The sequence below is a fragment of the Pseudomonas sp. BP8 genome, from assembly GCF_017875955.1.
Classification (GTDB): domain Bacteria; phylum Pseudomonadota; class Gammaproteobacteria; order Pseudomonadales; family Pseudomonadaceae; genus Aquipseudomonas.
On the sequence record NZ_JAGINK010000001.1, the window covers coordinates 1,365,811 to 1,379,421 of the forward strand.

A 13,611-nucleotide genomic window follows, 5' to 3' on the forward strand; every position below is an offset into this window, starting at 1 on the left:
CCCGCATGACGCATGTTCTCGCCTTCTATCAAGACATAGGCCCGGCCCTGTCGCTGCTGGTGGTACTGACGTTCATCCTGGCCGGCACGGTCAAGGGCGTCATCGGCCTGGGCCTGCCGACCATCGCCATGGGCCTGCTCGGCCTGGCCATGCCACCGGCGCAGGCGGCAGCGTTGTTGATCGTGCCGTCGACCCTGACCAACCTGTGGCAGCTGGCCAACGGCGGGCATCTGCTGGCGCTGTTGCGGCGGCTGGCGGGGATGTTGCTGATGATCTTCGTCGGCACCTTGCTGGGCAGCATCTGGCTGGGCATCGACAGCGGCCCGTGGGCCGCGCACGCGCTGGGTGCGGCGTTGCTGGTGTACGCCCTGTACGGGCTGTTCGGGCGTGGCTTTCGCGTGGCGCCACGACAGGAGCCCTGGCTGGGGCCATTGTGCGGCCTGGTGACGGGGGTGATTACCGCGGCGACCGGCGTCTTCGTGATGCCGGCGGTGCCGTATCTGCAGGGCTTGGGCCTATCGCGTGACGAAATGGTCCAGGCCCTGGGCCTGTCGTTCACGGTCTCGACCCTCGCCCTGGCGCTGGGTCTGACCGGCCAGGATGCGCTGGGCGGCCAGGCGTTGGGCGCGTCGCTGCTGATGCTGGCGCCAGCCCTGCTGGGCATGTCCGCCGGTCAATGGCTGCGCCAGCACATCAGTGCGCAGCTGTTCAAACGCTGTTTCTTCATTGGCCTGGCGTTGCTCGGCACCCACCTGCTGGTCAACGGCTAGCCGAGGACGGGCTGAGCATGTCGATCAGTTGCACTTCGAAGTCACGCTCCAGGTAATCCATCCGCTGCGCAGAAAACTGCTGCATGTGTGGCAGCGCCGAATGTACGTCCAGCGCAGCCTTGTTGGCCCAGACCTCATAAAACACGAACAGGCTTGGGTCTTGTTTGTCGCGCAGCATGTGGTACTCGATGCAGCCGGGTTCCAGCCGGCTTGGCGCAACATAGGCACTGAACAACTGTTCAAAGGCGTCGGCCATTTCCGGACGGGTCTTGGCTTTCAGAATGAAGGCATATTGCTCGCTCATGAGGGGATCTCTATAAAGGTGGTGAAGCGATTCTAAAGCAACAATCAAATTGTAATTTGTGATTTGAACGCAAATGTATTTTGCTCTGACGCTGCTGTTTCGCGCACTCGCGAGCCTCTAATCTGCCGCCATCCAATTCGCTTCGGTCTTCGGATCGACACAGATGCCCAGAGGCTCAGCATGAAAAAGATTCTCCTGCTCAACGGCGGTAAACAGTTTGCCCATTCTGACGGCCGCTTGAATGAAACCTTGCATGAGCTCGCGGTTGCCTACCTCGATCGCGCAGGCTATGACGTCAAACAGACCTTTATTGATGGTGGCTACGACATCAAGGAAGAGGTCGAGAAGTACCTGTGGGCCGACGTCGTCATCTACCAGATGCCAGGTTGGTGGATGGGCGCGCCGTATACCGTCAAGCAGTACATCGATGAAGTGTTCACCGAAGGGCATGGCAGCCTGTACGCCAGTGATGGGCGGACCCGTTCCGATGCGTCGCAGAAGTACGGCAGCGGCGGGCTGATTCAAGGCAAGCAGTACATGATCTCGGCCACCTGGAATGCACCCCGGCAAGCGTTTGATGATCCGAGCGATTTCTTTGAAGGCAAGGGCGTGGATGCGGTGTACTTCCCGTTCCACAAGGCCAATCAGTTCCTGGGGATGACTGGCTTGCCGACGTTCCTGGCAGTGGATGTGATGAAGCGTCCGGACCTGCCTGCCACCCTGGCAGCGTATGAGGCGCACCTGGCTAAGGTCTTTGGCGCCCAGTGAAGCATGGCGGGGCGCCGATCAGGCTTGCTCGCCTGGCAATCAACGGTCGACAATCAGCGCACCCCCTACGACAGGCGCACAGCGTGAAAACCCGTTCCGAAGAACTCCAGGTATTCGTCAGCGTGATCGACTGTGGTTCGATCTCGGCTGCCGCCGAGCAGATGGGCCAGACGCCCTCGGCCGTCAGCCGGACCTTGTCGCGGCTGGAGGCCAAGCTCGGTACCACGCTGGTCAACCGCACCACCCGGCGCATGGACCTGACCGAGGAGGGGCGGTTTTTTCTCGAGCGTTCGCGGGCCATTCTCGAACAGATGGACGAGATGGAAGAGCGCCTGACGATGAACCGGCAAACCCCTTCCGGGCGATTGCGGATCAATGCGGCGGCGCCGTTCATGCTGCACGCCATCGTGCCGTGGATCGGCGAGTTTCGTCAGCAATACCCGGACATCGAGCTGGAGCTGAACACCGATGACCTGATCATCGACCTGCTGGAACAGCGCACCGATGTCGCCATTCGCATTGGTGATCTGGCCGACTCCAGCCTGCATGCGCGCTCGCTGGGCTGCAGCCCGGTACAGATTCTGGCGAGCCCGGCGTATCTGCAGCGGCGAGGCATGCCGCACACGGTCGAAGACCTCGACCAGCACTGTCTGCTCGGCTTCAGCCAGCCCGAAACCCTCAACCAGTGGCCCTTGCGCCATGCCGAAGGTGACCGCTGGAGTATTCGTCCCAGCCTGCTTGCTTCCAGCGGCGAGACCCTGCGTCAGCTGGCGCTGGCCGGGGAGGGTATCGTCAGCCTGTCGCACTTCATGACCCACGAAGATATTCGCGCCGGGCGCCTGCAGGTGCTGCTGGCCGACCTCAACAACGGTTATCGCCAGCCGATCCATGCGGTCTACTACCGCAACACCCAGCTGGCCCTGCGCATCCAGTGCTTCCTCGACTTCATCCAGCACAAGCTCGCGGTTTATGCCTGCTGAGTGTTCTGAACGCGACAAGTCTGACTGATTGGCGTCGTCTTGCGGTTCGGGTGTTTGCTTAGTTGGAGGGCTTCGGCCTTAATGACTGATCAACAAAAACAACACCAAGGATGTGCGCATGCGTCTTGTCATGTTCCAGGCCATGGCCCTCGGGGCCTCTATCCTGAGCTGTTCGTCGGCATTTGCCGTCACGCTGGAAGGCGGCGCGGTGGCTGCGCCTGATCAATATGGTGCACAGGTAGCCGCCGATATTCTCAAGAAGGGCGGCAACGCGGTAGATGCCGCGGTAGCCACGGCGTTTACCCTGGCAGTGACCTACCCTGAGGCCGGCAACATCGGCGGCGGCGGTTTCATGACCTTGTACGTCGACGGCAAGCCGTACTTCCTCGACTACCGCGAAGTGGCACCCAAAGCGGCTACGCGCAACATGTACTTGGACGAGAAAGGCGAGGTCATCGAGAACCTCAGTCTGGTCGGCGTGCGCGCCGCTGGCGTGCCGGGCACGGTCATGGGCATGTGGGAAGCCCACCAGAAATTCGGCAAGCTGCCGTGGAGCGAGCTGCTGACTCCAGCCATCGGCTACGCCAAGAATGGCTTCAAGGTCGCCCAGAAGCAGTACCAGTACCGCGACGACGCCCAAGGCATGTTCAAGACCGCCACCAACTTCAATGACTACTTTGGCAGCATGAAGGTGGGTGAGCTGTTCAGGCAGCCGGAGCTGGCGCAGACCCTTGAGCGCATTGCCGACAAAGGCGTCAGCGAGTTCTACCAGGGCAAGACCGCCGACCTGCTGGTGGCACAGATGCAGGCCGACAAGGGCCTGATCAGCAAAGACGACCTCAAGGACTACAAGGCGCTGTGGCGTGAGCCGATGGCCATCGACTGGCGCGGCAATGTGGTCTACACCGCGCCGCCGCCGAGCTCTGGCGGGGTCGCCCTGGCCCAGTTGCTCGGCATCAAGGAGAACCGCGCTGCGGACTTCAAGGGCGTCGAGCAGAACTCTGCGCGCTACATCCACCTGTTGGCCGAGATCGAGAAACGGGTGTTCGCCGACCGTGCCGACTACCTCGGTGACCCGGCGTTCACCGATGTGCCTGTGGATAAGTTGATCGCCAAGGATTACCTCGCCGAGCGGGCCAAGCAGGTCAACCCCGAAGCCATCTCGGCAACCGACAAGGTCCGTCCAGGGCTGGAGCCGCACCAGACCACGCACTTCTCGATCGTCGACAACCAGGGCAACGCGGTCAGCAACACTTATACCCTGAACCTCGATTACGGCAGCGGCGTGGTGGTCAAGGGGGCGGGCTTCCTGCTCAATGACGAGATGGACGACTTCAGTGCCAAGCCGGGTACTGCCAATGCCTTTGGCGTGGTCGGCGGTGATGCCAACGCGATTGCCCCGGGCAAGCGCATGCTGTCGTCGATGAGCCCGAGCCTGGTGACCCGCGATGGCAAGGTGACGCTGGTGCTCGGCACGCCGGGCGGTTCGCGGATCTTCACCTCGATCTTCCAGGTCATGAACAACTTGTATGACTACGGCATGCCGTTGGAAAAGGCGGTGGCGGCGCAGCGCGTCCATCATCAGTTGCTGCCCAAGGACACCATCTATTTCGACAGCTATGCGCCGTTGACCGGGGCGGTGGCCGAGGAGTTGAAGAAGATGGGTTATGTGCTCGAGGATCAGGGCTGGGAGATGGGCGATATCCAGGCGATTCGGGTCAATGGCGAAAAGATCGAGACGGCGTCTGATCCGCGTGGGCGCGGGGAGGGCAGGGTCGTCAAATAAACCGCTGGGGCCGCAAGGCGGCCCCCGGTCTCCTGAAGGTCAGACGCGGAACCGGCTTACCAGCATCTGCAGATGCCCACCCAAGCGCGCCAGCTCGACGCTGGACGCCGCCGTCTCATCACTGGCCGAAGCGGTCTGCTCCGACACATCGCGCACGTTGAGGATGCTCCGGCTGATCTCTTCCGCCACGGCGCTCTGCTGCTCGGCCGCCGCGGCGATCTGCTGGTTCATCGACTGAATGCTCGACACCGTACGGGTAATGCTCTCCAGCGAGCCGCCAGCCTTGCGTGCCAGTTCGACGCTGCTCTGAGTCAGGTTGCTGCTGCCCAGCATGGCGTTGGCCACCTGTTGGGTGCCGTTCTGCAGGCTGGCAACCAGCTCTTCGATTTCCTCGGTAGACTTCTGTGTGCGCTGGGCCAAGCCACGCACCTCATCGGCCACCACGGCAAAGCCGCGACCGGCCTCGCCGGCACGGGCCGCTTCGATGGCCGCATTGAGCGCCAGCAGGTTGGTCTGGTCGGCCACCGACTTGATCACGTCCATGACGCTACCGATCTTCTGGCTTTCCTGCTGGAGCAGGTTCATCGCTTCAGTAGAGCGCTGGACTTCCTCGGCCAGGCGCTCGATCTGGCTGATCGCCTCGCCGACCACCCGATCACCGGCACGCGCCTCGTCATCGGCACCGGTCGCCGCGCGCGAAGCCTGTTCGGCGTTGCGTGCCACTTCCTGAACGGTCGCCGCCATCTCGTGCATCGCCGTCGCCACCTGATCGGTCTCGACCTTCTGGCTGTTGGCACCGGCGCTGGTCTGCTCGGTGACGGCTGACAGCTCTTCGGCGGCGCTGGCGATCTGCGTGACGCCGTCGCGAATACCGCCAATCAACTCGCGCAGGGTCGTGCCCATACGGCCGATGCTCTGCTGCAGAACCCCCAACTCGTCGCGACGGGTCACGCGCAAGTCGTGGGTGAGGTCACCGGCGGCGATCCGCTCCACCGCGGTCATGGTCTCGCGCAGGGGGCGGGTGATCTGGCGGGTGATGATGATCGCGGCGCAGATGCCGACCAGCAGCGCCAGCAGCGTCGAGATGATCTGCAGGTTGCGCGCCTGCTCACTTTCGATGTCGCGGCGTTCGATCTGGATCTTGTACAGGGCGTCACTGCGTTTGACGATGTCGGCGCCTTGCACGGTCATCTCGGCACGGGCCACGGCGATCGCCGCGACTGCATCGCGGAACGCCCGCACGGCGTCACGGTAGGCTTGCACGCTCTGGTCAAACTGCTGCAGGCGAGCACTTTCGCTGGGCAGCTGGCGCTTGAGGTTGTCGACTTCGACCAGGGCGGCGTCGAGTTGGCGCAGCGCAGCTTGTTCGCTGGCGGCACTGTTGTCGGCAATGTAGCCGCGCACGTCAACCCGCACTTGCAGCAACTGCTGACGGGTTTTGCTGATGGCCTGGTATTGCGCGAGGCGTACGCTGTCCACTTGGGCCTGGGCGAGCACGTCGCGGCTGATTGCATCGAGGATCTCGTCGGCCCGGGCCGCCGTGACGTTCATGTTGTCGCGGTTGGCCATTGTCGTCTTGAAGCCCGCACGCATCTTGGCCAGCGACTGCTTGTAGTCGTCGATGATGCTGCCCAGTTCATTCAGCAGCTTGACGTTTTCCGGGCTCTTGAAGCTGACGACCAGGCGCTGCTGTTGCGCGCTGAAGGTGTCCAGCTTGGCCTGGGTATTGGCCGCTGCCGTGTCGTCGCCGTTGGCCAGCATGTATTGCAGGCGCGCGACGCGCAGGTCAGTCAGGTCTTTGTTGAGCTGACCGATGTCGCCCATCCAGTTACTGCGATCGATCAGGCTGCCCAGGCTGGTCCAGCCAGTCAGGGCCAGCAGGCCGGTCAGAAGCAGGACCAGGCCGAAGCCCAGTCCCAGTTTGAGGTTGACGCTGATGTTGGCAAACCAGCTGTTCATGCACGCTCTCCAGAAAATTGTTCGCTCACTTGATCTAAATCGCTGGGCGTTATTCTTCCTGAGTGCCCGCTGATTCGTGCACGAGTTATCGGCCAGCTGGCCGGGAGCTGAAACGCTTTTTCAAGGGATTTGTAACCGACTGAAAATGCTTGGTTTTTCAGACGCATCTACGCGGTGTCATCCGCGTAGATGCGTTGGAGGAATTACAGGCTACGCGCGTTGAAGGTATCGCAGCGGTTCACATCGCCATTGGCGAAGCCGGTCTTGAACCAGCGCACGCGCTGCGCCGAGGTACCGTGGGTGAACGAGTCGGGTACCACGCGGCCCTGGCCCTGTTGCTGTAGCCGGTCATCGCCGATCGCATTGGCGGCATTCAACGCCTCCTCGACGTCGCCCGGCTCCAGCCAGTTCAGGCGTTTTTGCGCCTGATACGCCCAGACCCCGGCGAAGCAGTCCGCCTGTAGTTCCTGGCGCACCAGCAAGCCATTGTCGCCTTCCATCTTCTGCCCGCGCTGGCGCGCGGCCTGGACCTGTGCGGACACGCCTAGCAGGGTCTGCACATGGTGGCCGATCTCGTGGGCAATCACGTAGGCCTGGGCGAAGTCGCCCGCTGCGGCAAAGCGGCTTTCCATTTCTCGGAAGAAGCTCATGTCCAGGTACACCCGCTGGTCGCCCGGGCAGTAGAACGGCCCGACCGCCGACGAAGCAAAGCCGCAGGCCGAGCTGACCTGGCCGCTGAACAGCACCAGTTTGGGGTCGCGGTACTGCTTGCCGGACTGGGCGAACAGGGCCTTCCAGGTGTCTTCGGTGTCGCCGAGAATCGACGCGACAAACGCGGCCTGCTCGTCATTGGCCGGTGGCGCCTTGCCCTCGACACCGGCGGGAGCGGTTTGCTGCTGCTCCATCTGGCCGGCCAGTTGGCCGAGGATCTGCATCGGGTCCTGGCCGGTCAGCCAGCCGATACCCACAATCAGCAGGATTGCGCCGAGGCCGAGGCCCTTGCCACCGCCAAAGCGCATCCCGCCACCACCGCCCCCGCCACGGGCATCGACGACATTGTCGCTACGTCGGCCTTTTCGCCATTCCATGATGCGCTCTCCGGACCTTGAAACATGAGGATAAAGATTAGTTCAGTCACACCCGCTCTGTGAACGGAAGCGTACACCCATAACCAAAAGGTTATGCCTAAAACCGCTGATTTCAGTGTTCATCACGTCCGACCTGTCGGAAACTGCAAGTCCGCCTGCCACGCCCAGGCGTTTGTATCATTCCAATAAGAGGAAAACGGCATGCCCGCCCAGGACAACAGCCGCTTCGTGATCCGTGATCGCAATTGGCACCCCAAAGCCTTTACGCCTGACTACAAGACGTCGATTGCTCGCTCCCCGCGCCAGGCGCTGGTGAGCATTCCGCAGTCGATCAGCGAAAGCACAGGGCCGGACTTCACCCACCTGCGCTTCGGCCAGCATGACAACGACCTGCTGCTGAACTTCAACAACGGTGGCTTGCCGATTGGTGAGCGGATCATCGTTGCCGGCCGCGTGATCGACCAGTACGGCAAGCCAGTGCCCAACACCCTGGTGGAAATGTGGCAGGCCAACGCTGGTGGCCGCTACCGGCACAAGAACGACCGCTACCTGGCCCCGCTCGACCCCAACTTTGGTGGCGTCGGCCGCAGCCTGACCGACAGCGACGGCTACTACAGCTTCCGTACCATCAAGCCGGGCCCTTACCCATGGCGCAATGGCCCCAATGACTGGCGGCCGGCGCACATCCACGTCTCGGTCAGCGGCCCGTCGATCTCGACCAAACTGATCACCCAGCTGTACTTCGAGGGTGACCCGCTCATCCCGCTGTGCCCGATCGTCAAGTCCATCGCCAACCCGCAAGCGGTCCAGCAGTTGATCGCCAAGCTCGACATGAGCAACGCCAACCCGATGGATTGCCTGGCCTACCGCTTTGACATCGTTCTGCGCGGCCAGCGCCAGACCCACTTCGAAAACCGCTGAGGAGCTCCGTCATGCCCATCGAACTGCTGCCGGAAACCCCCTCGCAGACTGCCGGCCCCTACGTTCACATCGGCCTGGCCCTGGAAGCGGCCGGTAACCCGGTCCGCGACCAGGAAATCTGGAACCGCCTGGCCCGTCCCGAGGCCTCGGGCGAGCACATCCTGTTGCTTGGCCAGGTCTACGATGGCAACGGCCATCTGGTGCGCGACTCGTTCCTGGAGATCTGGCAGGCCGACGCCAATGGCGACTACCAGGATGACTACAACCTGGAAAACGCCTTCAACAGCTTTGGTCGTACCGCTACCACCTTCGACTCCGGTGATTGGACCCTGCACACGGTCAAGCCGGGTGTGGTCAACAATGCTGCAGGCGTGCCGATGGCACCGCACATCAACATCAGCCTGTTTGCCCGCGGGATCAATATCCAGCTGCACACCCGGCTGTATTTCGATGACGAAGCCGAGGCCAATGCCAAATGCCCGGTGCTCAACCTGATCGAGCAGCCGCAACGACGTGAAACCTTGATTGCCAAGCGCTGCGAAGTGGATGGGAAGACGGCATACCGTTTCGATATCCGCATTCAGGGGGAAGGCGAAACGGTGTTCTTCGACTTCTGATCGGCAAACGCATCGCGGGGCAAACCCGCTCCCACGCTGATCACTGCGTGAGAGCGGGATTGCCCCGCGATTGCGTTTCAGCTCAGCGGCGAACCAGCAACACCCCGCTTTCCATGTGATGGGTGTAGGGGAACTGGTCGAACAGCGCGCAGCGTTCGATACGGTGGGTATCGTGCAGCTGGGCGATGTTTGCCGCCAGGGTTTCCGGGTTACAAGAGATGTACAGGATGCGTTCGAAGCGGCGGGTCAGCTCGCAGGTGTCCGGGTCCATGCCGGCGCGGGGCGGGTCGACGAACACCGTGCCGAAGTCGTAGCTTTTCAGGTCGATGCCTTCCAGGCGACGGAACGGCCGCACCTCGTTGAGGGCCTGGGTCAGCTCTTCCGCCGACAGGCGCACCAGGCGCACGTTGCCCACGGCGTTCTCGTCGAGGTTGTGCAGGGCAGCGTTGACCGAGGTCTTGCTGATCTCGGTGGCCAGCACCTGGCGCACGCGGGTGGCCAGCGGCAGGGTGAAGTTGCCGTTGCCGCAGTACAACTCGAGCAGGTCGTCGTCACGTTCGCCGATAGCCTCGAAGGCCCAGTTGAGCATCTTCTGGTTCACCGCGCCGTTCGGCTGGGTGAAGGCGCCTTCGGGTTGGCGGTAACTGAAGGTGCGCCCGGCGATGTCCAGTTTCTCTACCGCATAGTCGCGGCCGATCACCAGGCGCTTGCCCTTGGAGCGACCGATCAGGCTCACACCGAGGTCTTCAGCCAACTGCCGAGCGGCCACTTCCCAGGCTTCGTCCAGCGGCCGGTGATAGCACAGGGTAATCATCGCATCGCCCGCCAAGGTGGTCAGGAACTCCACCTGGAACAGCCGGTTGCTCAGCGCTTCGCTGGCCTGCCACGCCGCTTTCAAGCGCGGCATCAGCGCATTGATACGTTCGCTGGCGATAGGGAAGTCGTCGATCAGGATCGCCTTGTGCTTCTCACCCGGGGCGAACATCGCATAGTGACGCTGGCCTTCCTCGCGCCACAGGCGAAACTCGGCGCGCAGGCGATAGTGTGCACGCGGCGAGTCGAATACCGCCGGCTCCGGCGCATCGAACGGCGCGAGCAGATCACGCAGGCGCTCGACCTTGGGCGTCAGCAGGGTTTCATAGGAAGACGGATCGAAGACAGCACTCATGCGTTGAACCAGCCCAGCTTGATGACGAACAGAATAGAGAGGATCACCAGCGCCGGATTGAGGTCCTGGCGGCGACCCGAGATCAGCTTGATGGCTGTCCAGGTAATGAAGCCGAAAGCGATGCCATTGGCGATCGAATAGGTCAGCGGCATGGCCAGGGCGGTCACCACTACCGGTGCGGCCTCGGTGACGTCATCCCAGTTTATTTCGGCCAGGCCCGAGGCCATCAGCACCGCGACGAACAGCAGCGCCGGTGCGGTGGCAAAGGCGGGCACGCTGCCGGCCAGCGGGGCAAAGAACAGCGCCAGCAGGAACAGCACCGCGACGACGATGGCGGTCAGGCCGGTGCGGCCACCGGCACTCACGCCCGCAGCTGATTCGATGTAGCTGGTGGTGGTCGAGGTGCCCAGCAGTGAGCCGGCCATTGCAGCGGTACTGTCGGCGATCAGCGCGCGGCCCATCTTCGGCATGTGGCCGTCCTTGCCCATCAGACCGGCACGCTTGGCGACGCCGATGAGGGTGCCGGAATTGTCGAACAGGTCGACGAACAGGAAGGCGAAGATCACGCTGACCAGGCCCACGTCGAGGGCGCCGGCGATATCCAGCTGGAGGAAGGTCGGTGCCAACGAAGGCGGCATCGAGACCACTCCGGCGAATGGCGTCACGCCCATCAGGATCGACGCCACGGTGACCGCCAGGATACCGATCAGCACGGCGCCTCGGACCTTCATCGCCTCGAGCGCGACGATCAGGAAGAAGCCCAGCGTGGCCAGGACCGGCGCCGGTTGCTTGAGATCGCCAAGGCCGACCAGTGTGGCCGGGTTATCGACGACGATACCGGCGTTATTCAGCGCGATCAGCGCCAGGAACAGGCCAATACCCGCGGCAATCGCCGAGCGCAGGGGCAGCGGAATGCTGTTCACGATCCACTCGCGAATGCGGAAGATCGACAGCAGGAAGAACAGCACCGCCGACAGGAACACCGCCCCCAGTGCCACTTGCCAGGTGTGCCCCAGGTGCAGCACCACGGTGTAGGTGAAGAAGGCGTTGAGGCCCATGCCCGGCGCCAGGGCGATCGGGTAGTTGGCGATCAGGCCCATGGTCACCGAGCCGATGGCTGCAGCCAGGCAGGTGGCGACGAAGATCGCTCCCTTGTCCATGCCGGTCTCGCCGAGGATGCTCGGGTTGACGAACAGGATATAGGCCATGGCCAGGAAGGTCGTGACGCCCGCGAGTATTTCGGTGCGCACATTGGTGTTGTGTGCTTTTAGTTGAAACAGCCTTTCCAGCATGCCCGCTCCCCTGGCGCCCCCGGCGCCGTGAATGTATCGACCCCATCAGCAAAGCACAGACCGTACCGGATGCCGTGGTTTATGTGGGGCAGAAAAAAGCCGCGCATCATACCAGCATGCTCGGTGAGCGGTAATCAATGTCGCGATACACTGCAGATTCTGTGCCGCGCGCCGTCGGCGGCCATCTTGAGAGCACCCTTGTGCAACTGATCGATTACCGTGACTTGACCCCGGTTCAGCGCGAGCAACTGGAGGATATCCAGCTGCACCCCGAGCAACAGCAGTACGCCGGGGATGTGGCCAGTGCGTTGTACCTGCTGCTGAGCAGCCCGAGCGATCAGCGGCGCGCGCTGGTGCTGGTGGTCGAGGGCGTGCCACAGGCGTTGCTGTTGCTCCAGCGTGGCGCATTTTTGCCCGCTTGGGCCCAGGCTGACGCAGCGGTGATGACGGCGCTTCAGGTCGACAAGCGGGTTCAAGGGCGCGGCGTTGGGCGTTCGTGCATGCAGGCCTTGCCGGGGCGGGTCCGCGCCATGTGGCCGGATGTCGCTCGCCTGCAGTTGTCGGTCGACCCTGGCAATCACGCCGCGCTGGGCTTGTACCGAACCACCGGCTGGGTGGACAGCGGACACGGTTACCGCGCCCGCAGCGGTTACGAGCAGTGCCTGACCCTGCTGCTATGAGTGGCCCGCGGCTGGCGCGTGCTCGACAGGTTTGCTGTGCAGTTGATCGCGCCCGGCCAATGTCGGGAACAGTTTTATCCACACCCCGGTCACCACCAGCGTGCCGACCCCGCCGAGCACTACCGCCGGCACTGTGCCAAACCAGTGCGCGGTGACCCCGGATTCGAACTCGCCGAGCTGATTCGAGGCGCCGATGAACAAGCCGTTCACTGCGCTGACTCGGCCGCGCATCTCATCCGGCGTCTCCAACTGCACGAACGAGCTGCGGATGACCATGCTGATCATGTCGGCCGCGCCCAGTACCACCAGCACCGCCAGCGAGAACCAGAACGAGGTCGACAGGCCAAAGGCGATGGTGGCCACGCCAAACACCCCGACGGCAGTGAACATGGTCCGGCCAACCTTGCGTTCGAACGGGAAGCGCGCCAGCCACACTGACATCAGCAAGGCGCCGACCGCCGGTGCCGAGCGCAACAGGCCCAAGCCCCACGGGCCGGTAAGCAGGATGTCCTTGGCGAATACGGGCAACAGCGCGGTGGCGCCGCCGAGCAGCACCGCGAACAGGTCCAGCGAGATGGCGCCGAGAATGTCCGGGCGGCTGCGGATGAAGCGGATTCCGGCCAGCAGTGACTCCAGGCTGGCGCGGCCGCGCTGCGCGACCTGTTGGCGGGCATCCAGGCTCAGCGTCAGCGCGCAGGCAATCGCGTACAGCGCCACGGTCGGGCCGTACACCCAGATACTGCCGAAGGCATACAGCAAGCCGCCAATTGCCGGGGCGACGATGGTCGCGGCCTGGGTCGCCGACGCCGACGCCGCTACCGCGCGGGGAAACAGGCCCGGTGGCACCACGTTGGGCAGCAACGCCTGGGTCGCGGGCATTTCGAACGAGCGGGTGGCCCCCAGCAGGAAGGCCAGGATGAAGATCAACTCGCGGCTGACGTTGTCAGTCGCGCTGCCCACCACCAGCGCCATGGCGATCAGCCCCTGCAGGCTCTGACACAGAGCGGCGACCTTGCGCCGGTCGTAGCGGTCGGCAACATGCCCGGTATGCAGCATGAACAGCACACGCGGGGCAAATTCGACCAGGCCAACCAAGCCCAGGTCGAGCACGTTGCCGGTCAGTTGGTAGAGCTGCCAGCCGATGGCCACCGTGAGCATCTGGAAGCCACTGGCGGTGAACACACGGGCCAGCCAGAAGGCGAGAAAGGGGCGATGGTGACGTAGTAACTGCGGGGTGGCGTCGGACATCGTGAAACCTGCAGCCTCGGCGATCCTTGG

The 13,611-nt window shown here is 63.1% G+C and carries 13 protein-coding genes; 7 read left to right on the plus strand and 6 right to left on the minus strand.

The window, feature by feature from the left end:
- Positions 1-5: 5 nt before the first annotated feature.
- Complete coding sequence (locus J3B00_RS05930; protein WP_209865382.1) at positions 6-770, plus strand: sulfite exporter TauE/SafE family protein; 765 nt, start codon at positions 6-8, stop codon at positions 768-770.
- Here the strand turns inward: J3B00_RS05930 and J3B00_RS05935 are convergent.
- The gene (locus J3B00_RS05935) at positions 760-1,074 is read right to left on the minus strand and encodes a putative quinol monooxygenase (protein WP_209865385.1); all 315 of its coding nucleotides are present in this window, start codon (positions 1,072-1,074) and stop codon (positions 760-762) included. The two genes, J3B00_RS05930 and J3B00_RS05935, sit on opposite strands and share 11 nt — an antisense overlap.
- A gap of 180 nt (positions 1,075-1,254) precedes the next feature.
- Between J3B00_RS05935 and J3B00_RS05940 the strand changes: the two genes are divergently transcribed.
- From J3B00_RS05940 to ggt, 3 genes are all read left to right on the plus strand, one after another.
- Entirely contained in the window at positions 1,255-1,842 is a 588-nt protein-coding gene (locus J3B00_RS05940) for an NAD(P)H-dependent oxidoreductase (RefSeq protein ID WP_209865388.1), read from the plus strand.
- An 83-nt stretch (positions 1,843-1,925) separates the two neighbouring features.
- Complete coding sequence (locus J3B00_RS05945) at positions 1,926-2,822, plus strand: LysR family transcriptional regulator (protein WP_209865391.1); 897 nt, start codon at positions 1,926-1,928, stop codon at positions 2,820-2,822.
- Between the two features lie 118 nt (positions 2,823-2,940).
- A complete protein-coding gene (gene ggt / locus J3B00_RS05950) occupies positions 2,941-4,608 on the plus strand; it encodes a gamma-glutamyltransferase (RefSeq protein ID WP_209865394.1) in 1,668 nt (555 codons plus the stop codon).
- A gap of 39 nt (positions 4,609-4,647) precedes the next feature.
- On the opposite strand, the gene J3B00_RS05955 is transcribed toward ggt, so the two are convergent.
- Positions 4,648-6,567, minus strand: coding sequence for a methyl-accepting chemotaxis protein (locus tag J3B00_RS05955; protein ID WP_209865397.1), 1,920 nt, complete (start codon positions 6,565-6,567; stop codon positions 4,648-4,650).
- Positions 6,568-6,770: 203 nt separating this feature from the next.
- A complete protein-coding gene (locus J3B00_RS05960; protein ID WP_209865400.1) occupies positions 6,771-7,655 on the minus strand; it encodes a neutral zinc metallopeptidase in 885 nt (294 codons plus the stop codon).
- Between the two features lie 201 nt (positions 7,656-7,856).
- Here J3B00_RS05960 and pcaH point away from each other — a divergent pair, with 201 nt between their 5' ends.
- Complete coding sequence (gene pcaH, locus J3B00_RS05965; protein WP_209865403.1) at positions 7,857-8,576, plus strand: protocatechuate 3,4-dioxygenase subunit beta; 720 nt, start codon at positions 7,857-7,859, stop codon at positions 8,574-8,576.
- Positions 8,577-8,587: 11 nt separating this feature from the next.
- Positions 8,588-9,193, plus strand: coding sequence for a protocatechuate 3,4-dioxygenase subunit alpha (pcaG, locus tag J3B00_RS05970; RefSeq protein WP_209865406.1), 606 nt, complete (start codon positions 8,588-8,590; stop codon positions 9,191-9,193).
- Positions 9,194-9,275: 82 nt separating this feature from the next.
- Here the strand turns inward: pcaG and trmA are convergent, their stop codons facing one another.
- Positions 9,276-10,361: a tRNA (uridine(54)-C5)-methyltransferase TrmA gene (trmA, locus tag J3B00_RS05975; RefSeq protein ID WP_209865409.1), complete on the minus strand. Its 1,086-nt coding sequence runs from the start codon at positions 10,359-10,361 to the stop codon at positions 9,276-9,278.
- The gene (locus J3B00_RS05980; RefSeq protein ID WP_209865412.1) at positions 10,358-11,653 is read right to left on the minus strand and encodes an NCS2 family permease; all 1,296 of its coding nucleotides are present in this window, start codon (positions 11,651-11,653) and stop codon (positions 10,358-10,360) included. Before J3B00_RS05980 ends, trmA begins: the two co-directional genes overlap by 4 nt.
- 200 nt (positions 11,654-11,853) lie before the next feature.
- Here J3B00_RS05980 and J3B00_RS05985 point away from each other — a divergent pair, with 200 nt between their 5' ends.
- A complete protein-coding gene (locus J3B00_RS05985) occupies positions 11,854-12,333 on the plus strand; it encodes a GNAT family N-acetyltransferase (protein ID WP_209865415.1) in 480 nt (159 codons plus the stop codon).
- Here the strand turns inward: J3B00_RS05985 and J3B00_RS05990 are convergent.
- Positions 12,328-13,581 (minus strand): MFS transporter, encoded by a 1,254-nt coding sequence (locus tag J3B00_RS05990; protein ID WP_209865418.1) that lies wholly within the window; start codon positions 13,579-13,581, stop codon positions 12,328-12,330. The two genes, J3B00_RS05985 and J3B00_RS05990, sit on opposite strands and share 6 nt — an antisense overlap.
- Positions 13,582-13,611: the final 30 nt, after the last annotated feature.

Coding starts and splice junctions, on each gene's coding strand:
- J3B00_RS05990 (WP_209865418.1), bottom strand. CDS start 13,581: ATGTCCGACGCCACCCCGCAGTTACTACGTCACCATCGCCCCTTTCTC.
- J3B00_RS05980 (WP_209865412.1), bottom strand. CDS start 11,653: ATGCTGGAAAGGCTGTTTCAACTAAAAGCACACAACACCAATGTGCGC.
- pcaG (WP_209865406.1), top strand. CDS start 8,588: ATGCCCATCGAACTGCTGCCGGAAACCCCCTCGCAGACTGCCGGCCCC.
- J3B00_RS05960 (WP_209865400.1), bottom strand. CDS start 7,655: ATGGAATGGCGAAAAGGCCGACGTAGCGACAATGTCGTCGATGCCCGT.
- pcaH (WP_209865403.1), top strand. CDS start 7,857: ATGCCCGCCCAGGACAACAGCCGCTTCGTGATCCGTGATCGCAATTGG.
- J3B00_RS05940 (WP_209865388.1), top strand. CDS start 1,255: ATGAAAAAGATTCTCCTGCTCAACGGCGGTAAACAGTTTGCCCATTCT.
- J3B00_RS05930 (WP_209865382.1), top strand. CDS start 6: ATGACGCATGTTCTCGCCTTCTATCAAGACATAGGCCCGGCCCTGTCG.
- J3B00_RS05955 (WP_209865397.1), bottom strand. CDS start 6,567: ATGAACAGCTGGTTTGCCAACATCAGCGTCAACCTCAAACTGGGACTG.
- trmA (WP_209865409.1), bottom strand. CDS start 10,361: ATGAGTGCTGTCTTCGATCCGTCTTCCTATGAAACCCTGCTGACGCCC.
- J3B00_RS05935 (WP_209865385.1), bottom strand. CDS start 1,074: ATGAGCGAGCAATATGCCTTCATTCTGAAAGCCAAGACCCGTCCGGAA.
- ggt (WP_209865394.1), top strand. CDS start 2,941: ATGCGTCTTGTCATGTTCCAGGCCATGGCCCTCGGGGCCTCTATCCTG.